Raw genomic sequence first — 23,357 nt, forward strand, 5'->3', positions numbered from 1 at the left:
CAAAGGGCGGCGGCCCCAGACTTCAGGAGTTACACATGAGCACCACCCCCAGCACGACCCCCACGCAGCAGCTCTCCGACGCCGGCGTCTCGATCTGGCTTGATGACCTCTCCCGCGGCCGCCTCTCCACCGGCACGCTGCGCAAGCTGATCGAAGAGAAGAACGTCGTGGGCGTCACCACGAACCCGTCGATCTTCCACGCGGCCATCACCACCGGTCACGACTACGACGACATCATCGCCGCCAAGGCCGCCTCCGGCGCCAGCGTCGAGGAGACCGTCTTCGCGATCACCACGTCCGACGTCGCCGACGCCTGCGACCTCTTCGCGCCGGTGGCCGCGGCCACAAGGGGCGTCGACGGCCGTGTCTCGATCGAGGTTGACCCGCGCCTGGCCTGGGACACCGCCGGCACCATCACCGAGGCGAAGGAACTCCACGCCCAGGTCAACAAGGACAACGTCCTGATCAAGATCCCGGCGACCCTTGAGGGCCTGGAGGCCATCACCGCCACCCTCGCCGCCGGCATCAGCGTCAACGTCACGCTGATCTTCTCCCTGGAGCGCTACCGCGCCGTCATCAACGCGTTCCAGTCCGGCCTGGAGCAGGCCAAGGACAACGGCCACGACCTCTCCAAGATCCACTCGGTCGCGTCGTTCTTCGTCTCCCGCGTCGACGCCGAAATCGACAAGCGCCTCGACGCCATCGGCACCGACGAGGCCCGCGCCCTCAAGGGCAAAGCCGGCCTCGCGAACGCCCGCCTGGCCTACCAGGTCTACGAGGAGCTCTTCTCCACCGAGCGCTGGGCCGTCCTGGCCGACGCCGGAGCCCTCCCGCAGCGCCCGCTATGGGCCTCCACCGGCGTCAAGGACCCGGCCTACCCGGACACCCTGTACGTCACGGAACTCGTTGCCCCCGGCGTCGTGAACACCATGCCGGAAAAGACCCTCGACGCGACCTTCGACCACGGCACCGTCACCGGCAACACGATCAGCCGCGGCTACAACGACGCCAACGCCACCTTGAACGCCCTCGATGCCCTCGGCATCTCGTACAACGAGGTCGTCGCGGTGCTCGAATCCGAAGGTCTGGACAAGTTCGTGGCCAGCTGGAAGGAACTGCTGGCAGACGTCGAGGCAGCCCTCGCCGCTGCACGGAAGGACGCATAGTCCCATGACCACTCTCAGCTACGACGCCACCGGCGCCGCACGCCTCGCCCACGAACAGCACCTGCCCGCCCTGCTGGCAGACAAGGTCGCGACCCGGATCTTCGCCAAGGACCCCACGCTGTGGGGTCCCGACGCGGAGGCCGAGGCCTCCGTCCGGCTCGGCTGGGTCGAGGCGGCCACCGTCTCCCAGCGGCTGGTTGCGGACATCCTGGCCCTCCGTGACGCCCTGCGCGCCGACGGCGTCAGCCGGATTGTCCTGTGCGGCATGGGCGGATCCTCGCTGGCCCCCGAGGTCATCGCCGGAACCGCTGGCGTCGAGCTGACCGTGCTGGACAGCACGGACCCGGAACAGGTCGCCGCCGCACTCGCGGACCGGCTGGCCGAAACCGCGATTGTGGTGTCCTCCAAGTCTGGCTCGACCCTGGAGACGGATTCGCAGCGCCGGATCTTCGAGCATGCCTTCACCGAGGCCGGGCTCGACGCGAAGAGCCGCATCATCATCGTCACCGACCCGGGTTCGCCGCTGGACAAGGCCTCCCGGGAGGCCGGCTACCGCGCCGTCTTCAACGCTGACCCCACCGTCGGCGGACGCTACTCGGCGCTCACCGCGTTCGGTATGGTGCCGTGCGGACTGGCCGGCGTGGACATCCAGGCCTTCCTGGACGAGGCGGAGGAAGCCGCCGAGGTCCTCAATGAGGACGGCGAGGAAAACATCGGCCTCGCCCTCGGCGCGGCGCTGGGCGGCACCAGCCCGCTGCGCGACAAGATCGTCATCGCCGAGGACGGCTCCGGGATCAAGGGCTTCGCGGACTGGGCCGAACAGCTCATCGCCGAGTCCACCGGAAAGCTCGGCACCGGTGTGCTGCCGGTCGTCGCCGGGCCGTCCTCCCCGGAGGCCACCCTCGGCGCCCCCGACGTCCTGGTGGTCCGCCTCGTCGCGGCGGACGCCGACGTCGAACTCGGCGAAAACGAGGTCGCGATCGCCGGCGGCCTGCCGACCCAGATGATGACGTGGGAGTTCGCCACCGCGGTCGCCGGGCGGCTCCTCGGGATCAACCCCTATGACCAGCCCGACGTCGAGGCCGCCAAGGTGGCCGCCCGCGGCCTGCTGGACGCGCAGCCGGAACCGACGCCGGCGACCTTCACCGACGGCGCCATCGAGGTCCGCGGCGGGGACTGGCTCGGCGGCGCAAGCACCGCGGCCGGGGCTGTCAGCGCCCTGCTCGGCGAGCTGGCCCCAGATAGCTACCTCAGCGTCCAGGCCTACTTCGACCGGCTCGCCTACGCGCCCCTCGAGGGGGTCCGGGACCAGCTGGCAGCGCTCAGCGGCCGTCCCGTGACCTTCGGCTGGGGTCCGCGGTTCCTGCACTCCACCGGGCAGTTCCACAAGGGCGGACCCGCGATCGGCGTCTTCCTGCAGGTGACGGCCGCGTCCGCCACCGATCTGGCCATCCCGGACCGTCCCTTCACCTTCGGCGAGCTGATCTCCGCGCAGGCCGCCGGCGATGCGCAGGTACTGTCCGAACACGGCCGCCCGGTCCTCCGCCTGCACCTCACGGACCGCGCCGCCGGCGTCCGCCAGCTCCAGGAGATCGTCTCCGCGCTGGCCGGCCAGGCAGACCCCTCCTCCAAAAGCTAAGGCACCCACGCAACCATGCCAGACAAACACAATGGCGGCCGCAGTTCCGCGACGCGTTCGGGACGGCCTGCCCGCAACCCGCTCCGCGACCCGCGCGACCGCCGCCTGAACCGTATTGCCGGACCGTCGTCGCTGGTCCTGTTCGGGGTCACGGGGGACCTCGCACGCAAGAAGCTCATGCCGGCCGTCTACGACCTGGCCAACCGCGGGTTGCTCCCGCCCAGCTTCGCGCTGGTGGGCTTCGCCCGGCGGAACTGGGAGAACGAGGACTTCGCCGCCGAGGTGAAGACCGCGGTCAAGGCCTACGCCCGCACCCCGTTCGATGAAACGGTGTGGACGCAGCTCGCCGAGGGCATCCGCTTCGTGCAGGGCGAGTTCGACGACGACGACGCCTTCAAGCGGCTGTCCGAAACCATCGACGAACTCGATGAGCAGCGGGGGACGCGCGGCAACCACGCGTTCTACCTCTCCATCCCGCCGAACGCCTTCGAACTGGTCTGCCGGCAGCTCTCCAAGCACGGCCTGGCCCAGGCCGAGGGGGACAAGTGGCGGCGCGTGGTGATCGAGAAGCCGTTCGGCCACGACCTCGAGTCGGCCCGGCAGCTCAACGACATCGTCGAGTCGGTCTTCCCGCAGGACGCGGTCTTCCGGATCGACCATTACCTGGGCAAGGAGACGGTGCAGAACATCCTGGCGCTGCGCTTCGCCAACCAGCTCTTCGAGCCGCTCTGGAACGCGAACTACGTGGACCACGTCCAGATCACCATGGCCGAGGACATCGGCACCGGCGGCCGGGCGGGCTATTACGACGGCGTCGGCGCGGCCCGCGACGTCATTCAGAACCACCTGCTCCAGCTCCTGGCGCTGACCGCGATGGAGGAACCGATTTCCTTCAACGCCGATGACCTGCGCGCGGAGAAGGAAAAGGTCCTCGCCGCCGTCCGGCTCCCCGAGGACCTCTCCACCCATTCGGCGCGCGGGCAGTTCACCGGTGGCTGGCAGGGCGGCGAAAAAGTGGTCGGCTACCTCGAGGAGGACGGCATCCCCGCCGACTCCACCACCGAGACGTTCGCCGCGATCCGCGTCGACATCAACACCCGCCGCTGGTCCGGGGTGCCGTTCTACCTGCGCGCCGGCAAGCGGCTGGGCCGGCGGGTGACCGAGATCGCCGTCGTGCTCAAACGCGCCCCCAACCTGCTCTTCACCGACCACGGCGAGGACGACTTCGGCCAGAACGCCGTGGTGATCCGGGTCCAGCCCGACGAGGGCGCCACCATCCGCTTCGGGTCCAAGGTTCCCGGCACGCAGATGGAGGTCCGCGACGTGACCATGGACTTCGGCTACGGCCACTCCTTCACGGAGTCCAGCCCTGAGGCCTACGAACGGCTCATCCTTGATGTGCTGCTCGGCGAGCCGCCGCTGTTCCCGCGCCACGCGGAAGTCGAACTGTCCTGGAAGATCCTGGACCCGTTCGAGGACTACTGGGCGTCCCTGGCCGAACAGCCCGAACCCTATGCCCCCGGAAGCTGGGGACCGCCCTCCGCCGACGAGCTCCTTGCCCGCGACGGACGAACCTGGAGAAGGCCATGATCGTAGATCTTCCCGACACCACCACCTCCAAGATTTCCAAGAAGATCATGGCGCTGCGCGAGCAGGGCGGCGTGATCGCCCTGGGCCGGGTGCTGACCCTCGTGGTCGTCACCAAGTCCGGGCTCGAAGAGGAGGCCATCGAGGCCGCCAACGAGGCCAGCCGGGAACACCCCTGCCGGATCATCGTTCTCGCCGACGCCGGCGCCAAGGCCCCGACCCGGCTGGATGCGCAGATCCGGGTGGGCGGTGACGCCGGAGCCTCCGAGGTCATCCTGCTCCGCGGCTACGGTGAGCTCGCGGAGGAAAGCGAATCGCTGGTAGCGGCCCTGCTGCTGCCGGACGCGCCGATCGTGGCCTGGTGGCCGCACGGCGCGCCGAAGGCCGCGTGCGAGACCTCCATCGGCCGGATCGCGCACCGCCGGATCACGGACTCGGCCAACGAGAACGACCCGCAGCGCGCCCTGGAGAACATCCGCCGCACCTACAAGGCCGGCGACACGGATCTGGCCTGGACCCGCCTGACCAACTGGCGGATCCAGCTCGCCGCGGCCCTGGACCAGGTGAACGGCTCTCCGGTCACGGCCGTCGCCGTCGAAGGCGCCTCGGACTCCCCCAGCACGATCCTGCTCGCCGCCTGGCTCACCCTGGCCCTGGACGCGCCGGTCACGATCGTCGCGGACCCGGCCGGCACCGGGATCCGGCGGGTGCGGCTCACCCGCACTGCAGGGGACGTGCAGCTGTTCCGGCCCGGCCTCACCGTGGCGGAACTGAGCCAGCCCGGGCAGCCCGTGCAGCGCATCTCGCTGCCGCGCCGCAGCCTCAAGGACTGCCTGGCCGAAGAACTGCGCCGCCTCGACCCGGACGAAGTCTTCGGTGAAGTGATTACTATTGGACTGCCACGTACCAATCTAAGGAGTGTCCGTCCCAGTGAGCGCTGACCCCAGAGTAAGCATCCATCCCGACTCGTCCGTCCTGATGGCAGCCATCGCGGCCCGCCTGATCACCAAGCTGGTGGACATCCAGGACAAACACGGCGAGGCGACGGTGGTGCTTACCGGCGGGTCGATGGGCATCGGCTCGCTCAAGGCCGTGGCCGAGTCGCCGGCGTCCCCCGCCGTCGACTGGTCCAAGGTCAATTTCTGGTGGGGCGATGAGCGCTTCGTCGCCGCCGACGACCCCGAACGCAACGCCTACCAGGCCCACGAGGCGCTGCTCTCACGCATCAACGCGGACCCGGCACGGATCCACGTGCCCGGGTCCACCAACGACTTCGACACGCCCGAGGAAGCGGCTGCGGACTACGCCCGCCGGCTCAGCGAGGCTGCGACCGCCGAACACGCCGCGGACATGTCCGATGACCGGCCGGAACACCCGTCAGCGCTCCCCCGCTTCGACATCGTCCTGCTGGGGGTGGGGCCGGACGCACACGTTGCGTCGCTCTTCCCCGAACAGGCCGGCATCCGGGAGAAGGAACTGTCCGTGGTGGGGGTCCGCAACTCCCCCAAGCCGCCGCCACTGCGGGTTTCCCTGACGCTGCCAGCCATCAACACGGCCTCGGAAATCTGGATGGTCGTCGCCGGCGAGGACAAGGCCGGCGCCGTGGGGCTGGCCCTTGCGGGCGCCAACCCGGTGCAGGTACCGGCGGCCGGCCCGCGGGGCCGGAACGAAACTCTCTGGCTGATCGACGAAAACGCGGCCGCCCGGGTTCCGGCGCAGCTGGTCCGGAAGAGTTAGCCCGGCAGGGCTACTGCCCTGCGCTATCCCCCTGCGCTATCCCGCTGCGCTATCCCTCTGCGCTATCCCTCCGGGAGGGCGCGGCTGGCCCGCAGTCTCTCGAGCGCTCCGGCCAGCACGTCTTCGGCGTCCTGGCTGGAGCGCCGCTCTTTAACGTATTCCAGGTGGCTCTTGAAGCCCTCCACCGGAACTTCCTCGAGCGCGAACTGCGCCTCGTCCCGGGTGGCGGTCCCGCCGCAGCGGCGGCAGTCCCAGACCCCGGGGATCTGGTCGTCCGGCAGCTGGGCGAAGACGAGCGGCGTTTCGTGGCCTTTGGCGCAGCGGTAGCTGACGCGGATGCGGGGTGTGCGGACGGCGGAGCCGTCGAGCGGTTCGTGGCGGGGCGAGGCCCCTTCGGTGGCTCCTACGCGGATGCCCCGGAATCCGGAGGCGGAATGCAGCATCGGGAACTCCTGGCTACTTGGGGACGGAATGCGCGTGCAGTCTGCCACAGTGTAGTTCGGAGTTCCCGATGTAGAGCAGGGCCAAAAGGACCCCCTATGAAGTTTTTCGGTGGGGACTTAGGAGTCGCCGCCGCTGAACCGCATGATCAGGCCGAGGCCGACGATCACGAGGCCCCACGTGATACCAAGGATGACCGTGAAGCGGTTCAGGTTCCGCTCGGCCACCCCGGAGGAACTGAGGCCGGAGCTCATGCCGCCGCCGAACATGTCGGACAGACCGCCACCACGACCCTTGTGGAGCAGGATGAGCAGGGTCAGCAGGAGGCTGGTGATGCCCAGGAGGACCTGCAGAATGACATGAAGAACGTCCACGACGGCCTTTCAGAAGATTTGGATTGCGGGGGCCACTACGGTGTCCGGACTAATCCGTCAGCAGGTGACTCTCGAACCTGACAATATTAGCAAACTCGGCAGCGTCCAGGCTGGCACCGCCGACCAGCAGTCCGTCCACGTCGCGTTCCTTGAGAATCGAGGCGGCGTTGTTGGCCTTGACCGAGCCGCCGTAGAGCAGGCGGGTCTTGGCGGCGACGTCCGCGCCGAAGAGCGTGGCGAGCTCGGCGCGGATGGCGGCGCACATTTCCTGGGCGTCGTCCGGCCCGGCAACTTCACCGGTGCCGATGGCCCAGACCGGCTCGTAGGCCACGACGAGCTCGGCGGCCTGCTCGGGGGTGAGGCCCTCGACGCCGGCGCGGAGCTGCGCGAGCGTGTGGTCGACGTGTGTTCCGGCCTGCCGGATTTCCAGTCCTTCACCGACGCAGAGCACCGGGGTGATGCCGTGACGGAAGGCGGCCTTGGTCTTGGCGTTCAGCACCTCGTCCGTCTCGTGGTGGATGGTCCGGCGTTCGCTGTGGCCGACGAGGACGTAGCTGCAGCCGAGCTTGGCGAGGAACTGCCCGGAGATGTCGCCCGTGTAGGCGCCGGAGTCGGCCGGGGAGAGATCCTGGCCGCCGTAGACAATCTTCAGCTCGTCGCCCTGGACCAGGGTCTGGACGCCGCGCAGGTCGGTGAACGGCGGGAAGACGGCGACCTCCACCCGGCTGTAGTCGTGCTTGGCGTCGGACAGGGTCCAGGCCAGTTTCTGCAGGAGGGTGATGGCCTGGACGTGGTCCATGTTCATCTTCCAGTTGCCCGCGATGAAGGGCGTGCGGTCGAAGGTGCCGTTGGTTGAAGTAGTCACGTGGTCTCCCAAAAGGTCGTAGCAGTGGAACAGCCAGCAGGGCGCCCCGTCCTGGGATGGGCGCCCTGCCGGCTGGAGGGTCTAGCGGTCCAGGACGCTCAGGCCGGGGAGTTCCTTGCCTTCAAGGTACTCGAGGCTGGCGCCGCCGCCGGTGGAGATGTGACCGAACTGGTCGTCGGCGAATCCGAGGGTCCTGACTGCGGCTGCGGAATCGCCGCCGCCGACGACGGTGAACGCCCCGGTCTCGGTCAGCGCCTGGGCGATGGCCCGGGTGCCGGCGGAGAAGGCCGCGAACTCGAACACGCCCATGGGGCCGTTCCAGAACACCGTCCTGGCGCCCTTGATCCGTTCGGCGAAGGCTGCCGCTGATTCCGGTCCGATGTCCAGGCCGATGCCCTGGGCGCCGAAGCTGCTGCCTTCAATCGCGTCGGCCCGCACGGTCTCGTGTTCGGCGTCGGCGGCGAACTTGCTGGCCACGACGACGTCGGTGGGAACCACGAACTCGGTGCCGGCGTCCGCGGCGCGCTTGAGGTAGTCCTTCACGACCGGGATCTGGTCCTCTTCCAGCAGGCTGCCGGCTACTTTGTGGCCCGCGGCGGCGAGGAAGGTGAACAGCATGCCGCCACCGACCAGGATGGTGTCAGCCTTGCCGATCAGGTTGTCGATCACGGCGAGCTTGTCCGAGACCTTGGACCCGCCCAGCACGACGACGTAGGGGCGCTGCGTGTCCGTGGTGAGCTTGCGCAGCACCTCGACCTCGGTGCGGACCAGGTCGCCCTGGTAGGACGGCAGCCGGGTGGCGACGTCGTACACGCTGGCATGCTTGCGGTGCACGGCGCCGAAGGCATCGTCCACGAAAGCGCCGTTGGAACCGGTGAGGGCCACCAGCTCGTCCGCGAACGCGCCGCGTTCGGCGTCGTCCTTGGACGTCTCGCGGGCGTCGAAGCGCACATTTTCGAGGATCAGGGCTTCGCCGTCCTGCAGCGCCGCGGCGGATGCCTTGGCGGACTCCCCGACGGTGTCCTCCGCCAGGGAAACCTTGAAGCCGGCAAGCTCGGCCAGCCGCGCCGCGGCGGGCTTGAGCGAGTACTTGTCCTCGGGAGCGCCCTTGGGGCGGCCAAGGTGTGCTGTGACCAGCACGCGGGCACCGGCGTCCGTGAGCTTCGCCAGCACTGGCAGGGAGGCCTTGATGCGGCCGTCGTCAGTCACTGTAGAGCCGTCGAGCGGCACGTTCAGGTCACTTCTGACCAGAACGTACCGCCCGCGGACACCATCAGCGATCAGTTCGTTGAGGGTGTGGAATGTCATGAGTCTTACCCTAGCCCAGCTTGGCTGCGACGAGCTCCGTGAGGTCCACGAGGCGGTTGGAGTAGCCCCATTCGTTGTCATACCAGGAAACAACCTTGACCTGGTTGCCGATCACCTTGGTCAGGCCGGAGTCGAAGATGGAGGACGCCGGGTCGCCGACGATGTCCGAGGAGACGATCGGCTCGTCGGTGTAGGTCAGCAGGCCCTTGAGCTCCGGAGTCTCGGAGGCGGCCTTGAGGACTGCGTTGACTTCCTCGACGGTGGTTTCGCGGGACACGACGACGGTCAGGTCAGTGGCGGAGCCGGTGGGAACGGGAACGCGGATGGCGTAGCCGTCGAGCTTGCCCTTGAGTTCCGGGAGGACCAGGCCGATTGCCTTGGCCGCACCCGTGGAGGTGGGGACCATGTTGATGGCGGCGGCGCGGGCGCGGCGGAGGTCCTTGTGCGGGCCGTCCTGCAGGTTCTGGTCGGCGGTGTAGGCGTGGATGGTGGTCATCAGGCCGCGCTCGATGCCGAAGGCGTCGTTGACAACCTTGGCCAGCGGGCCGAGGCAGTTGGTGGTGCAGGAGGCGTTGGAGATGATGTGGTGCGCGGCGGGGTCGTAGAGCCCGTCGTTGACGCCCATCACGATCGTGATGTCCTCGTCCGAGGCGGGGGCGGAGATCAGGACCTTCTTGGCGCCGGCATCGATGTGCTTCTGCGCATCGGCGGCCTTCGTGAAGAACCCGGTGGATTCGATCACAACGTCAACGCCGAGCTCGCCCCAGGGCAGCTTGGCCGGATCGCGCTCGGCGAGAACCTTGACGGTCTTGCCGTCGACGACGATGTTGCCGTCCTTGACCTCGATCGTCTCCTGCAGGCGGCCGCCCACGGAGTCGTACTTGAAGAGGTGGGCCAGCGCTTCCGGGCTGGTGAGGTCGTTCACGGCCACGATCTCGAGGTCTGCCCCCTGGGCAAGTGCGGCGCGGAAGTAGTTGCGGCCAATACGGCCGAAGCCGTTAATACCAATACGGGTGGTCACGTTTTCAGTCTCCTTGGTGCTTTTGCAAAGCACGACTAGTTGAGAAGGCGCTCAAGCCAACTAACAGATCCCGCACGCCATTGGGCAGAGATGATTAACAGATCGGAGGGCGACCAGCCACATTGCTGAAGGCTAACCGCCTTCCGTGACCTATCTTACGTTTAACTTGGCCTGCCCCCGCAAGTGCGGGGGCAGGCCGTCCACGATTTGAGCCAACCGGCCCAAATTGTGAAGTTTGTTACAGGAGCATGAACTCCGTCACACGGATGAGGTCACGGTGTGTTAGAGCGTGATCAGGCCGGTGGCGTTCTTGCGGGCGGCGTCAAAGCGCTTGGAGACGTCGGCCCAGTTCACAATGTTCCAGAAAGCCTTGACGTAATCGGCCTTGACGTTGACGTAGTCCAGGTAGAAGGCGTGCTCCCACATGTCCAGCATCAGCAGCGGGGTGGTGCCGAGTGCGACGTTGCCCTGCTGATCGTAGAGCTGCTCGATGACAAGGTTGCCGCCGATGGGCTCGTAGGCCAGGAAGCCCCAGCCGGATCCCTGCAGGCCCAGCGCCGCGGCGCTGAACTGGGCGCGGAACGCGTCGAAGGAGCCGAACGCGTCGTCGATCGCGGCTGCCAGCTCACCCTCGGGCTTGTCGCCGCCGTCCGGGGAGAGGTTGTTCCAGAACACCGAGTGGTTGATGTGCCCGCCGGTGTGGAACGCGAGGTCCTTGGAGAGGCGGTTGATGTTGGCGAAGTCGCCCTTGTCGCGTGCCTCGGCCAGCTGGGCGAGGGCGTTGTTGGCGCCGGCCACGTAGGCGGCGTGGTGCTTGCTGTGGTGCAGCTCCATGATCCGCGCGGAAATGTGGGGCTCCAGCGCTGCGTAGTCATAGCTGAGTTCGGGCAGTACGTACTCGGTCACAAAATCCTCCAATGTCGTGGACTGGTTGTCCGTTGGGTAACTCTCGGATTGTGCATCCGGATGTTGTGGCACCCGGAAGTCTCTGGATCGGAATCCAGTGGGCATAGCCTCCGGTCTCGCTGAGGTATTCCCGCCGGTCCGATCCGATTCTGCAGATGTTTCTCCGGTGAGGCTACTCGTCGAGCATTTCCGGCGTCACATTGGCTTCCGTGCCGGGGATGCCGAGGTCCTGGGCGCGTTTGTCCGCCATGGCCAGCAGGCGGCGGATCCGTCCGGCGATGGCGTCCTTGGTCATGACGGGGTCCGCGAGGCGGCCGAGTTCGTCGAGGCTGGCCTGCTTGTGCGCCACGCGGAGTTCACCGGCGTACTTCAGGTGGTCCGGGACGTCGTCGCCGAGGATCTCCAGGGCACGGTCCACGCGGGCGCCCGCGGCGACTGCAGCCTGCGCCGACCGCCGCAGGTTGGCGTCGTCGAAGTTGGCGAGCCGGTTGGCGGTGGCCCGGACTTCCTTGCGCATCCGCCTTTCCTCCCACACCATAAGCGCGTCGTGGGCGCCCATCCGGGTCAGCAGTGCGGCGATCGTGTCGCCGTCGCGGATCACGACGCGGTCCACTCCCCTGACCTCGCGGGCCTTGGCCTGGATGCCCAGCCGGCGGGCCGCGCCCACGAGGGCCAGGGCCGATTCGGGGCCGGGGCAGGTGACCTCCATGGCGGAGGACCGGCCGGGCTCGGTGAGGGAGCCGTGGGCCAGGAAGGCGCCGCGCCAGACGGCCTCGGCGTCGGCGGCGGATCCGTTCACCACAACCGAGGGCAGCCCGCGGACCGGCCGGCCCCTGGCGTCCAGCAGGCCGGTCTGGCGCGCGAGGGCCTCGCCGTCGCGCACCACCCGGACGACGTAGCGGCTGCCGCGGCGCAGCCCGCCGCCGGAGACGACAATGATCTCGCTCTGGTGCCCGTAAACCTCGGCGATGGCGGCGCGCAGCCGCCGCGCGGTCGAGGCGAGGTCCACTTCGGCCTCGATCACGATCCGGCCGGAGATGATGTGGAGTCCGCCGGCGAAGCGAAGCATGGCGGACACTTCAGCCTTGCGGACCGAGGACTTCTTGATGTCCAGCCGGGAAAGTTCTTCCTTGACTGATGCTGTCAGTGCCATGGCACTTTTCCTACCTGTTCCCGAAAATGTCGTGGTACGCCGTTGCCAGACGCAGCGGGTCGTGGATCGGCCGGCGGCTCGACGCCCCCACTTTACCCAACACCACCTCCGCACCCAGCATCCCGGCCGCCCGTTCGAAATCGGCGCGGTCCGTCACGGAGGCCGGATCGGCCAGGACGACGTCGATCGTGAAGTCCGGGGCGTAGTCCCGGAGCACCCGCAAATGGTCGGCGGCGGACATGCCGAGGGTTTCCTTGGTGTCCGTGGCGAGGTTCATGGTGAGGCACCGGCGGGCGGCCGTGTTGCAGAGCGCATCGCGCATTTCCGGCAGCAGCAGGTGCGGCAGTACGGAGGTGTACCAGGAGCCGGGGCCCAGGATGACCCAGTCGGCGAGTTCGATCGCGGTGAGCGCCTCGATGCAGGCGGGGGCGTTCTCGGGCAGCAGCCGGACGCGTTCCAGCGAACCGGCGACGGCGCACTTCGCCTGGCCGGTCAGGGTCTGCAGCGCCTGGCTGCCGTCCGGCGCGGTGACCCGGACCTGGCCCTCGATGGTCAGCGGGACACTGGACATCGGCAGGACCTCCCCGCGGGCGCCCAGCAGCGCGCCGGCCCACTTCAGGCCAGCCACCGTGTCGCCGAGGAGCTCCCACAGGGTCACGATCAGCAGATTGCCCATGGCGTGTTCGTCGAGGGAACCGCCGCGGCCCTTGCCGGGCGCGAAGCGGTGCTGCATGACGTCGCGCCACGTGCGGCCCCAGTCGGTGTCGTCACAGAGCGCCGACAGCGCCATCCGGAGGTCGCCGGGCGGCAGGACGCCGTACTCCTCGCGCAGCCTGCCCGAGGACCCGCCATCGTCCGCGACGGTGACGACGGCGGTCAGCTCGGACGTGAGCAGGCGCAGCGCCGACAGCGACGCGGCGAGGCCGTGGCCGCCGCCGAGCGCCACGACGGAGGGACCTTTGTCCTGCTGGCTGGCAAAGGCGGCGCTGGCCGGAGGGACGAGCGGCAGTGGCCCGGTGAGCAGCGCCATTATTCGCGGCCCAGGTCCCGGTGGGTGGTGGTCACGGTGACCCGCGGGTACTGCGCGAGCCGGCGGGACAGCTCGACGGCGACGGCGACCGAGCGGTGTTTGCCGCCGGTGCAGCCGACGGCGATCGTGGCGTAGTGCTTGTTCTCCCGGCGATAGCCGTCGAGGACCGGTTCGAGGGCCAGCACATAGCGTTCCACGAAGTTGCTGACGCCCTGCGCCTCCAGCACGTAGTCGCTGACGTCCCGGTCCAGCCCGGTGTGCGGGCGCAGCGCCGGCACCCAGTGCGGGTTGGGGATGAAGCGGGCGTCGGCGACGAAGTTGGCGTCGACCGGGAGCCCGTATTTGAAGCCGAAGCTCATCACGTTCAGGCGGAGGGCCACGGGCCCGGTTTCGCTGAACAGTTCGGTGATCGCGGTGGCGAGGCCGTGGACGTTCAGGGTGGACGTGTCCAGCACGATGTCGGCGGACGTGCGGAGTTCGTGCAGCAGTTCACGTTCGGCGGCGATGCCGTCCAGGATCCTGCCGCCGCCCTGCAGCGGGTGGGGGCGCCGGCCCTGCTCGAAGCGGCGGACGAGGACGTCGTCGTTCGCGTCGAGGAACAGCACCCGGAACCCGACGCCGCTGGCTTCCAGGTTGCGCAGGGCGGTGCGGATGTCAGCGAACAGCTCCTTGCTGCGGACGTCCATCACGACCGCGAGCTTGGAAATGGAACCCGGCGCGTGGGACACGATTTCCGCTAGCGTGCCGAGCATCTGCGGGGGGAGGTTTTCCACGACGTACCAGCCGTGGTCCTCCAACGCGTCCGAGGCAGTGCTCCGGCCGGCTCCCGACATGCCCGTCACCACGAGCAGTTCGGCCTCGACGGGTTTGACCGGCGTCATGCCGTCCGGCTCCGTTCCGGATCCTGCCGTCGACTCTGCCATCAGTGAAGCCCCGTTCTGCTGTGCTGTTGTTCGCGATTGCTGCCGGGCGCGGCCCGCGGTGCGATGAACCGCCCCGCGCCGTTTCCCAAGTCCCTACCCTAGCTAAGTTTGCCGGGGCTAGCTAAGTTTCCAGGATTTCGCCGGTGGTCATGTTGATGGCGGGGACGGTGGCGGAACCGCCGTCGTCGTCGGTGAAGTGCCGGACGATCGCCGCAGCCAGCGACGGGCCGATCCCCTTGGCGCCGGTGAGTTCCTCGACGCTGGCCGTCCTGATGCTCTTGACCGAGCCAAACTGGGCGAGCAGGGCCTTGCGCTTGGACTCGCCGAGGCCGGGCACACCGTCGAGCGCGGACACGGTCATCGCCTTGCCGCGCTTCTGCCGGTGGAAGGAAATCGCGAAGCGGTGGGCCTCGTCGCGGACGCGCTGCAGCAGGTACAGCCCGGCCGAGGCGCGCGGCAGGATCACCGGGAAGTCGCTGTCCGGCAGCCAGACCTCCTCGAGCCGTTTGGCGAGCCCGACGACGTAGACATCGTCGATGCCCAGTTCGGCCAGGGCGCGGGCGGCCGCGTTGACCTGCGGCTTGCCGCCGTCGACCACCACGAGGTTGGGCGGGTAGGCGAACCTGGTCCGCGGCGCGGGGGTCGTTGTGTCGGCGACGGCCACCGCGGAGGAAGCCGCAACGGCGGCGTCGGCCGTGGCGTTGAGCAGGGCCTGATGGCCCGGCTGCCGGGCGGCGTCCGCCAGCACGGTCTTCTCCTGGAGGTAGTTCCGGAACCGCCGGGTCAGGACGTCATGCATGGCCGCGGTGTCGTCCGTGGCGGCGGCGCCGGTGACGGAGAACTTCCGGTATTCGGACTTCTTCGGCAGCCCGTCCTCGACCACCACCATGGACCCGACCACGTTGGTGCCCTGGACGTGCGAGATGTCGAAGCATTCGATCCGCATCAGCGCGACCGGCAGTTCGAGGGCCTCCTGCAGTTCCTGCAGCGCCTGGGACCGCAGGGTCAGATCGCCGGCGCGGCGGGATTTGTGCAGCTTGAGGGCGTGCTCGGCGTTGTCCCGGACGGTGGACAGCAGGGCGGCCTTGTCCCCGCGCTGCGGCACACGGACATCGACCCTCGCCCCGCGCAGCCCGCTGAGCCACTGCGCCAGCTCCGCGGCGTTGCTGGGCTCCGTCGGGACGAGGACCTCGCGGGGCAGCCTGCCCTGCAGGCCGGCCTCCTCGCCGTACACCTGCTGGAGCAGGTGCTCAACAAGATCGGGCGTGGTCGAGTCCTCGACCTTTTCGACGACCCAGCCGCGCTGGCCGCGGATCCGGCCGCCGCGGACGTGGAAGACCTGCACGGCGGCTTCGAGTTCATCCTCGTGCAGTGCAAAGACATCGGCGTCGGTGCCCTCGGCGAGGACGACGGCGTTGCGTTCGAACACCTTCTTGAGGGCGACAATGTCGTCGCGGATCCGCGCGGCACGCTCGTAGTCCAGTTCCGCCACGGCGGCGGCCATGTCCTTTTCCAGCCGCGTGACGAACGGCTTGGCCTCGCCGCCCATGAAGGTGCAGAAGTCCTCGGCCAGGGCGCGGTGGTCCTCGGCGGAGATGCGGCCGACGCAGGGAGCCGCGCACTTGTCGATGTAGCCGAGCAGGCAGGGCCTGCCGCTGGCCTCGGCCCGTTTCAGGACGCCGGGGCTGCAGCTGCGGACGGGGAAGACACGCAGCAGGGTGTCCATCGTGTCGCGGATCGCACCGGCGGTATAGGGGCCGAAGTAGCGGGTGCCCTTGCGGCGTTCGCCGCGCAGGACCTGGACGCGGGGGTACTTCTCCGCCATCGAGACGGCCAGGTAGGGGTAGCTTTTGTCGTCCCGGAACATCACGTTGAACCGGGGCTTGAATTCCTTGATCCAGGTGTATTCGAGCTGCAGCGACTCGAGCTCGCTGCCGACGACGGTCCACTCGACGCTGCTGGCCGCATGGACCATCGCGTAGGTTTTGGGGAGCAGCCCGGCCGGGTTGGCGAAGTAGGAGTTCAGCCGAGCACGGAGGTTCTTGGCCTTGCCGACATAGATGACCCGGCCGTGCGGGTCGCGGAAGCGGTACACGCCCGGATTGGTCGGAATCTCACCCGTCTGGGGTCGGTAACTCGCTGGATCTGCCACAGTTCAAGTCTACTGAGCCTGAGGCCGTTCCCCGGACGGGGCCTGGCCGTCAGGGCGTGCTGGTCCTCTTTTTAATCAACGGATTTGCTCTGGTTGTAGCTCGTGGAGCGTTCCTGGCCGCTGAGTTCCGCGATCGCGTCCATGATGCGGTCGGTGGCCTGCCGGCGGGCGGGCAGGGAGTGGTCCGGACCGGTCTTGTCGAAGTACAGCGGTGCACCGACTTTCATGGTGAAGTGCTGCGGCTTGACCGACTTGCTGTCCGCCGGCTGGAGGTGCTCGGTGCCGATCAGTCCGACCGGGATCACCGGGGCGCCCGTGGTCAGGGCAAGCCAGCCGACGCCGGTGCGGCCACGGTAGAGGATGCCGTCGCGGGAGCGTGTTCCCTCCGGGTAGATGCCGACGCCCTTGCCGGAGTCGAGGATGGCCAGCAGGGTTTTAAGCGCCTGGACACTGGCGGCCTGTTCGCCGCGTTCGACCGGGATGGAGCCGACAGCCTCGAAGAAGGATTTCATCACCTTGCCCTTGACCCCGCCGGTGGTGAAATATTCCGCTTTGGCGAAGAAGGCCACGGGGCGGGGCATGAGCGCCTGGACGATGACGCTGTCCAGGAAGGACAAGTGGTTGGGGGCCACGATGAACGGGCCCTCCTTGGGCACGTTTTCGAGTCCGATGACCGTGGGCCGGCACGTCGAGGTCACCAGGCCCCGCGTGGTCCAGCGGATTGCATCAAACATTGCCATCGGTGTGCACCTCGTCTGCGGCGTCGGTCATCGGGTCAGCGGTCACTGCGTCCGGGGTCACGGCGGCTGCCCGCCCCGGATCCCGCCGGGCAATGGTCTTGTGGAGGGCTGCGCTGCTGTGCACGATCTCCACCGCGCCGGCCGCGTCCAGTTCGCCGTCCGGAGCGAAGCCCCAGCCTACGCCGATGCAGTCGATTCCATTGGCAGCCGCCCCGGCCACGTCCTGCGCCCGGTCCCCCACCATCACGGCATTCCGGGTGTCCACGCCGTGGTCGTTGGCCAGGTCCGCCAGTGCCGCGGCCACGATCGCCGCCTTCCCGGACGGCACCCCGGCCGCTGCCGCCTCGTCGGCGGCCGAGCCGCGGATGGTGTGGAACAGCGCGGCGATGCCGTGGTGCTCCAGGACGGTCCGGGCGATGCCCTCGGGTTTCTGGGTGGCGACGGCGATGGGCCGGCCCGCCTCGACGAAGGATTCCAGCAGCGCCCGGATTCCCGGGTACAGCAGGCTTTGGCCGATGCCGGTGGCGCGGTAGTGCGCGCGGTAGATGCGGATGGCGTCGTCCAGCCGCTCGGCCGGTACCCCGGCGATGTCCGTGAGGGAATGGCTGAGTTTCGGGCCGATCATGGCATCCATCAGGGCTTTGTCGGGAACCCCGAGTCCGAGCTCGGTGAGGGCCGCCGCGATTCCGTCCGTTATCCCTCCGGCCGGATCGACAAGAGTGCCGTCCAGGTCGAAGATTACGGGCACTGTTGTTTGCGTCACCGGCCTAGTTTCTCACGAGAGCACGGATGCCAGAAACTCACATGCCCCGGTGGGAATGTATCTGTGGCGGGGGGCCGGTGCCTCCGCGGCAAATCCGCGGAGACACCGGCGCCGTGCGGTCGTCAGGCCAGGATTTCGGCGAGGAAGGCCGCCGTGTGGCTTTCCGTGGACTTGGCCACCTGTTCCGGGGTTCCGGAGGCGACAATCCGGCCGCCGCCGGACCCGCCGTCGGGGCCCAGGTCCACGATCCAGTCCGCGCTCTTGATGACGTCGAGGTTGTGCTCGATCGTGATGACCGTGTTGCCCTTTTCCACGAGGCCCTGGAGGACCAGGAGGAGCTTCCGTATGTCCTCGAAGTGCAGGCCCGTGGTGGGTTCGTCCAGCACGTAGATGCTGCGCCCATTGGAGCGTTTCTGCAGCTCCGCCGCGAGCTTGACGCGCTGCGCCTCACCGCCGGAGAGCGTCGTGGCGGGCTGGCCCAGCCGGACGTAGCCGAGTCCGACGTCGACGAGGGTCCTGAGGTGCCGGGCGATCGGCGAGAAGGCTGCGAAGAACTCCGCGCCTTCCTCGATCGGCATGTTCAGGACATCGGCGATCGTTTTGCCCTTGTAGTGGACTTCCAGGGTTTCGCGGTTGTACCGGGCGCCGTGGCACACCTCGCAGGGCACGTAGACGTCCGGCAGGAAGTTCATTTCGATCTTCAGCGTGCCGTCGCCGGAGCACGCCTCGCAGCGGCCGCCCTTGACGTTGAAGGAGAACCGGCCCGGCAGGTAGCCGCGGACTTTGGCTTCGGTGGTCTCGGCGAAGAGCTTGCGGATGTTGTCAAAGACACCCGTGTAGGTCGCCGGGTTGGACCGCGGGGTCCGGCCGATCGGGCTCTGGTCGACATGGACGACCTTGTCGAGGTGCTCCAGGCCCTGGATGGACTTGTGCCGCCCTGCCACCTGTTTGGCGCCGTTGAGCTTGTTGGCCAGGACCTTGTAGAGGATCTCGTTGACCAGGGTGGACTTGCCGGAGCCGCTGACGCCGGTCACCGCGGTGAACAGGCCCAGCGGGAAGGTGGCGTCCACGTTCAGGAGGTTGTTCTCCTTGGCGCCGACGACCTTGAGTTCGCGTTTCTTGTCGTACTTGCGGCGCTTCTTGGGGATTTCAATCCGTTTCCGGCCGGAGAGGTAGTCCCCGGTGAGTGATTCGGTGTTCTCGAGCAGCTCCTTGTAGGACCCGGAGTGGACCACCATGCCGCCGTGTTCGCCGGCTCCCGGTCCGATGTCCACCACCCAGTCGGCCTCCTGGATGGTGTCCTCGTCGTGTTCCACCACGATCAGGGTGTTGCCGAGGTCCCGCAGCCGGGTAAGGGTTTCGATCAGGCGGCGGTTGTCCCGCTGGTGCAAGCCGATGGACGGCTCGTCCAGGACGTAGAGCACGCCCACTAGGCCGGAGCCGATCTGGGTGGCCAGCCGGATGCGCTGGGCTTCGCCGCCGGACAGGGTGCCGGACGGGCGCTCCAGGTTCAGGTACTCCAGGCCGACGTCGAGCAGGAACGTCAGGCGGGCCTGGATCTCCTTGAGGACCTGGTTCGCGATCTGGGCTTCGCGGCCGGTGAGGACGAGGTTGTCCAGGAAGTGGGCGCATTCGCGCATCGGCATTGCCGCGACCGCGGCAATGGACTTGCCGTTGATCAGCACCGAGAGCGACGCCGGGTTCAGGCGCGCGCCGTTGCAGACCGGGCACGGGATCTGCCGCATGTATTCCTCGTACCGGTCGCGGGCCGAGTCCGAGTCCGTTTCGAGGTGCTTGCGGTGGACGTACTGGATGACGCCCTCGAAGCCGGTGCTGTATTTGCGTTCCCGGCCGAAGCGGTTGCGGTACTGCACAACGACTTTGTGGTCCTTGCCGTGCAGGACGGTCTGGCGGGCGTCCTCGGAGAGCTTGTCCCACGGGGTAGTCATCGAGAAACCGAGTTCCTTGGCGAGGCCGCCGAGGAGGCGGTTCCAGTACTCGGTCGTGGCGGTGCCGAGGGACCATGGGGCGATGGCCCCTTCCGCGAGGGACAGTTCCCCGTTCGGGATGATGAGTTCCTCATCGACTTCCAGCTTCGTGCCGATGCCGCTGCAGGCCGGGCAGGCGCCGAAGGGGTTGTTGAAGGAGAACGAGCGGGGCTCGATCTCGTCGATCGCGAGGGGGTGTTCGTTGGGGCAGGCGAGGTGTTCGGAGAACGCCCTGATCCGCTCCGGGTCGTCAGCTTCAAGGTCGACGAATTCGGCCAGGATCCGCCCCTCGGCCAGGCCGAGCGCGGTTTCCACCGAGTCGGTGAGCCGCTGCCTGATGCCCTCCTTGACGACGAGGCGGTCCACGACCACTTCGATGGTGTGCTTGAACTGCTTGCCCAGCTTGGGGGGATCGCTCAGCTGAATGAGCTTGTCATCGACCCGCGCCCGCGAGTAGCCCTTCGCGGTGAGTTCCTTGAACAGTTCGACGAATTCGCCCTTGCGGCCGCGGACCACCGGTGCCAGGACCTGGAAGCGGGTGCCCTCCGGCAGTTCCAGCAGCTGGTCGACGATCTGCTGCGGGGTCTGCTTCGCGACGAGCTCCCCGCAGACGGGGCAGTACGGACGGCCGACACGGGCCCACAACAGGCGCATGTAGTCGTAAATCTCGGTGATCGTGCCCACAGTGGAGCGGGGGTTCTTGCTGGTGGACTTCTGGTCGATGGACACCGCGGGCGAGAGGCCCTCGATGAAGTCGACGTCGGGCTTGTCCACCTGGCCCAGGAACTGCCGGGCGTAGGCGGACAGGGATTCAACGTACCGGCGCTGGCCCTCGGCGAAGATCGTGTCGAAGGCCAGGGACGACTTGCCCGAACCGGAGAGCCCGGTGAAGACGATCATGGAGTCGCGGGGCAGGTCCAGGTCGACGTTGCGCAGGTTGTGCTCACGCGCTCCCTTGACAATGAGCCGGGACATGTCCGGGCGTTTCACCGCGGGGCGGGAATCCTCCGCGCGGCCCGGTTTGACCGGACTCAGCGGAGCGGCGTCCAGCGGAACTGGGCTCTCCTGAACTGCGGAGGGCGGGGAATCAACGGCTGGATCTTCAGCTACGGCTTTAGGCACGCTACCAATGCTAATCGAAAACTTCTTCGAATTTCCATTTCGGGCCGCGCCGCCGGGCGGGTCAGGCCGCCTGCTGTGTTAAAGGTGCGCTACTCGCGGTCATAGGCGGCGGCGAGCAGCTGCACAGCCTCGGCGAAGCTGGCGCCCTGGGCTTTTGCTGCGGCGGCGAACTCGGCGGCGGCCTCGGAGAGCGAGCTCCAGGCCTCGTCCCGGGCGCACACCACCGTACCGTTCCGGCCCCTGGTCAGCACGACCCCGGCCGCCTCCAGTTCCTTGTAGGCACGGGCCACGGTATGCGGCGCGACGCCCAGTTCGCCGGCCAGGCTCCGGACGGCAGGAAGCTTGGTCCCGGGCGCCAGGGTGCCGTTGTCCGCCCGTTCAATAATGTTGAGCCGGAGCTGTTCGAACAGCGGGACGGAGCTGCCCGGGTTGGGCCGCCAGGCACCGGGGAACGGTGTGATGGACGTCCCGGTGGGGGTCACTGTCCCGGCTCCTGGGTGGGGGTGCGGTGTTCGCGGCGGGCGAACTGCGCCTCGTACAGATTCAGGTACAGCCCGCCCCTGGCCATGAGTTGCCGGTGGGTGCCCTGTTCAACGATCTGTCCTTGGTCCATGACGAGAATTAGATCAGCGTCCCGGACGGTGGACAAGCGGTGGGCAATCACGAAGCTGGTGCGTCCCTGCCGGAGCCGCCGCATGGCCTGCCGGATCTGCGCCTCGGTGCGGCTGTCCACGGAGCTGGTGGCCTCGTCGAGGACCAGGATGCTGCGCCCGGCCAATTGTGCCCTGGCCATCGAGATCAGCTGCCGCTGGCCGCGGCTCAGCGAGTCGCCGTCGTTGCCGAGCATCGTGGCGTAGCCGCCGGGCAGGGCCCGGACGAACTGGTCCACGTGGCTGGCCCGCGCCGCGGCCACGATGTCGGCGTCGTCCGCGCCGGGGCGGCCGTACTCGATGTTGTCCCGGATGGTGCCGGTGAACAGCCACGTGTCCTGCAGCACCGTGCCGAAATTTGCCCGCAGTTCATCCCGCGGGAGCGCGGCGATGTCCGCCCCGTCGACCGTGATCCGGCCGGAATCCAGTTCGTAGAACCGCATGAGGAGGTTCACCACAGTCGTCTTGCCGGCGCCGGTGTGCCCCACGATCGCCACGGTCTGCCCCGGCTCCACGGCGAAGGACAGGTCCCGGACCACGGGCGAGCCGGGGCGGTAGCCGAAGGTGACACGCTCAAACGTGACCCGGCCGGCGGCCCCGGACGCCGGCACCCCGGTGCCGGCCGGCCCGACGGCGGAGGCCCCCGCCATTCCCGCCGCTGAGGTCCCCGCCGCCGGACGCGGAGCAGGTTCCGGCGGGATCTCCGGTGCGTCGAGGAGCTCAAAGACCCGCCCGGCCGACACGAGGCAGGACTGCATGAGCGTCAGCATTCCGCCGATCTGCCCCATCGGCTGGCTGAAGAGCCGGCTGAACTGGAAGAAGGCCTGAAGGCCGCCGATGGTCAGGGCGCCGGACAGGACCTGGAGCGCGCCGACGACGGCGACCGCGACGTAGTTGAGGTTGGACACCAGGACCATAAGGGGCTGCACGGCGCCGGACACGTACTGGGCGCGGGCACTGGCGCGGCACAGCTTGTCGTTGCCGTCCTTGAAGCTGGCCGCGGCCGCCTCCTGCCGTCCGAAGGCCTTGAGGACCTCGTGGCCGGTGAAGAACTCCTCCAGCTGTGCGTTCAGCTCGCCCGTGCTCCCCCACTGCTCGGTGAAGTGCGCCTGGGATTTCCGGGCCACCAGGACGGTGAGGAGGGTGGACACCGGGACGGAGACCAGCGCGATCATGGCCAGGACCGGGGAGAGCCACAGCATCATGGCCAGGGCCCCGGAGAGCATCAGCAGCGACAGGATCAGCTGGTTGAGGAGCTGGTTGAGGGCCTGGGCGATGTTGTCGACGTCGTTCGTGGCGCGGCTCAGCACGTCCCCGCGGTGTTGCTCGTCGAAATGGCTGGACGGCAGGACGTGGAGTTTCTCCTCGACCGAGGCTCTCAGCCCGTAGCCCAGCCGCTGCACGGCCACGGCCGTCAGAGTTCCCTGGATCCAGCTGAAGACGGAAGCCCCCAGATACATGACGGACACCGTTGCCAGCAGGGCGCCCAGTTTCCCCTGGTCGAAGGATCCGCCGACCACACCCTCGACGACGACGTCGGTGGCGTCGCCCAGGATTTTTGGCGCCGCCACATTGAGCACCACAAAGGCGCAGGTGGCGGCGATGACGCCGACCATCCGCCACTTCGATGGCCGCAGCAGCCCGAGCAGCCGTCCGGCCGTGCGCCAGCGGAACCGGCCGCCTGTCCCGGCGTCCTCAGGGGACACGACCGGGAGGGATGTGCTGCCGCCGCCGGAGGGCGGGTCCACCAGGGTCGAGTCCCCCAGCGTCGCGTCCTCCAGGGGCTGATCCC

At 68.2% G+C, this 23,357-nt stretch carries 20 protein-coding genes; 5 read left to right on the plus strand and 15 right to left on the minus strand.

What is annotated here, in order from left to right:
• The first annotated feature begins 35 nt into the window (after nucleotides 1-35).
• From tal to pgl, 5 genes are read left to right on the plus strand one after another with little or no spacing between them, the layout of a single operon-like run.
• Nucleotides 36-1,166 carry a transaldolase gene (gene tal / locus J2W14_RS15085; RefSeq protein ID WP_307463993.1) on the plus strand — a complete coding sequence of 377 codons (1,131 nt, stop codon included), beginning with the start codon at nucleotides 36-38 and terminating at the stop codon, nucleotides 1,164-1,166.
• Between the two features lie 4 nt (nucleotides 1,167-1,170).
• Nucleotides 1,171-2,805: a glucose-6-phosphate isomerase gene (locus J2W14_RS15090; protein WP_307463995.1), complete on the plus strand. Its 1,635-nt coding sequence runs from the start codon at nucleotides 1,171-1,173 to the stop codon at nucleotides 2,803-2,805.
• Between the two features lie 15 nt (nucleotides 2,806-2,820).
• The gene (zwf, locus tag J2W14_RS15095) at nucleotides 2,821-4,395 is read left to right on the plus strand and encodes a glucose-6-phosphate dehydrogenase (protein WP_307463997.1); all 1,575 of its coding nucleotides are present in this window, start codon (nucleotides 2,821-2,823) and stop codon (nucleotides 4,393-4,395) included.
• On the plus strand, nucleotides 4,392-5,333 hold the full coding sequence (locus tag J2W14_RS15100) for a glucose-6-phosphate dehydrogenase assembly protein OpcA (protein WP_307463999.1): 942 nt from the start codon (nucleotides 4,392-4,394) through the stop codon (nucleotides 5,331-5,333). The genes zwf and J2W14_RS15100 overlap by 4 nt, the downstream gene beginning before the upstream one ends.
• Complete coding sequence (pgl, locus tag J2W14_RS15105) at nucleotides 5,323-6,129, plus strand: 6-phosphogluconolactonase (RefSeq protein WP_307464000.1); 807 nt, start codon at nucleotides 5,323-5,325, stop codon at nucleotides 6,127-6,129. Before J2W14_RS15100 ends, pgl begins: the two co-directional genes overlap by 11 nt.
• A 62-nt stretch (nucleotides 6,130-6,191) precedes the next feature.
• Here pgl and J2W14_RS15110 read toward each other — a convergent pair whose 3' ends face one another.
• The 15 genes from J2W14_RS15110 to J2W14_RS15180 form a co-directional block, all read right to left on the minus strand.
• Nucleotides 6,192-6,572 carry an RNA polymerase-binding protein RbpA gene (locus J2W14_RS15110; protein ID WP_307464002.1) on the minus strand — a complete coding sequence of 127 codons (381 nt, stop codon included), beginning with the start codon at nucleotides 6,570-6,572 and terminating at the stop codon, nucleotides 6,192-6,194.
• A gap of 117 nt (nucleotides 6,573-6,689) precedes the next feature.
• Nucleotides 6,690-6,944, minus strand: a complete 255-nt coding sequence (secG, locus tag J2W14_RS15115; RefSeq protein ID WP_307464003.1) for a preprotein translocase subunit SecG — start codon at nucleotides 6,942-6,944, stop codon at nucleotides 6,690-6,692.
• A gap of 49 nt (nucleotides 6,945-6,993) precedes the next feature.
• Complete coding sequence (gene tpiA / locus J2W14_RS15120) at nucleotides 6,994-7,809, minus strand: triose-phosphate isomerase (protein ID WP_307464004.1); 816 nt, start codon at nucleotides 7,807-7,809, stop codon at nucleotides 6,994-6,996.
• A gap of 81 nt (nucleotides 7,810-7,890) precedes the next feature.
• Nucleotides 7,891-9,117, minus strand: a complete 1,227-nt coding sequence (locus tag J2W14_RS15125) for a phosphoglycerate kinase (RefSeq protein WP_307464006.1) — start codon at nucleotides 9,115-9,117, stop codon at nucleotides 7,891-7,893.
• Nucleotides 9,118-9,127: 10 nt separating this feature from the next.
• On the minus strand, nucleotides 9,128-10,138 hold the full coding sequence (gene gap, locus J2W14_RS15130; RefSeq protein WP_307464007.1) for a type I glyceraldehyde-3-phosphate dehydrogenase: 1,011 nt from the start codon (nucleotides 10,136-10,138) through the stop codon (nucleotides 9,128-9,130).
• Nucleotides 10,139-10,420: 282 nt separating this feature from the next.
• The gene (locus J2W14_RS15135) at nucleotides 10,421-11,044 is read right to left on the minus strand and encodes a superoxide dismutase (protein ID WP_307464009.1); all 624 of its coding nucleotides are present in this window, start codon (nucleotides 11,042-11,044) and stop codon (nucleotides 10,421-10,423) included.
• A 172-nt stretch (nucleotides 11,045-11,216) separates the two neighbouring features.
• Nucleotides 11,217-12,197 carry a DNA-binding protein WhiA gene (whiA, locus tag J2W14_RS15140; protein WP_066438143.1) on the minus strand — a complete coding sequence of 327 codons (981 nt, stop codon included), beginning with the start codon at nucleotides 12,195-12,197 and terminating at the stop codon, nucleotides 11,217-11,219.
• A 10-nt stretch (nucleotides 12,198-12,207) separates the two neighbouring features.
• Nucleotides 12,208-13,227, minus strand: coding sequence for a gluconeogenesis factor YvcK family protein (locus tag J2W14_RS15145; protein WP_307464013.1), 1,020 nt, complete (start codon nucleotides 13,225-13,227; stop codon nucleotides 12,208-12,210).
• The gene (rapZ, locus tag J2W14_RS15150; protein WP_307464015.1) at nucleotides 13,227-14,150 is read right to left on the minus strand and encodes an RNase adapter RapZ; all 924 of its coding nucleotides are present in this window, start codon (nucleotides 14,148-14,150) and stop codon (nucleotides 13,227-13,229) included. The genes J2W14_RS15145 and rapZ overlap by 1 nt, the downstream gene beginning before the upstream one ends.
• Nucleotides 14,151-14,271: 121 nt before the next feature.
• A complete protein-coding gene (uvrC, locus tag J2W14_RS15155; RefSeq protein ID WP_307464016.1) occupies nucleotides 14,272-16,302 on the minus strand; it encodes an excinuclease ABC subunit UvrC in 2,031 nt (676 codons plus the stop codon).
• Between the two features lie 71 nt (nucleotides 16,303-16,373).
• Nucleotides 16,374-17,042 carry a lysophospholipid acyltransferase family protein gene (locus J2W14_RS15160; RefSeq protein WP_307464018.1) on the minus strand — a complete coding sequence of 223 codons (669 nt, stop codon included), beginning with the start codon at nucleotides 17,040-17,042 and terminating at the stop codon, nucleotides 16,374-16,376.
• Entirely contained in the window at nucleotides 17,029-17,805 is a 777-nt protein-coding gene (locus tag J2W14_RS15165) for an HAD hydrolase-like protein (RefSeq protein ID WP_307464020.1), read from the minus strand. The genes J2W14_RS15160 and J2W14_RS15165 overlap by 14 nt, the downstream gene beginning before the upstream one ends.
• A 122-nt stretch (nucleotides 17,806-17,927) precedes the next feature.
• The gene (gene uvrA, locus J2W14_RS15170; protein WP_370871315.1) at nucleotides 17,928-20,915 is read right to left on the minus strand and encodes an excinuclease ABC subunit UvrA; all 2,988 of its coding nucleotides are present in this window, start codon (nucleotides 20,913-20,915) and stop codon (nucleotides 17,928-17,930) included.
• Between the two features lie 89 nt (nucleotides 20,916-21,004).
• Nucleotides 21,005-21,397: a GntR family transcriptional regulator gene (locus tag J2W14_RS15175; RefSeq protein ID WP_307464022.1), complete on the minus strand. Its 393-nt coding sequence runs from the start codon at nucleotides 21,395-21,397 to the stop codon at nucleotides 21,005-21,007.
• A complete protein-coding gene (locus J2W14_RS15180; protein WP_307464365.1) occupies nucleotides 21,394-23,181 on the minus strand; it encodes an ABC transporter ATP-binding protein in 1,788 nt (595 codons plus the stop codon). Before J2W14_RS15180 ends, J2W14_RS15175 begins: the two co-directional genes overlap by 4 nt.
• Between the last annotated feature and the right edge of the window lie 176 nt (nucleotides 23,182-23,357).

The organism is Pseudarthrobacter oxydans (assembly GCF_030812335.1).
GTDB lineage: Bacteria > Actinomycetota > Actinomycetes > Actinomycetales > Micrococcaceae > Arthrobacter > Arthrobacter oxydans_B.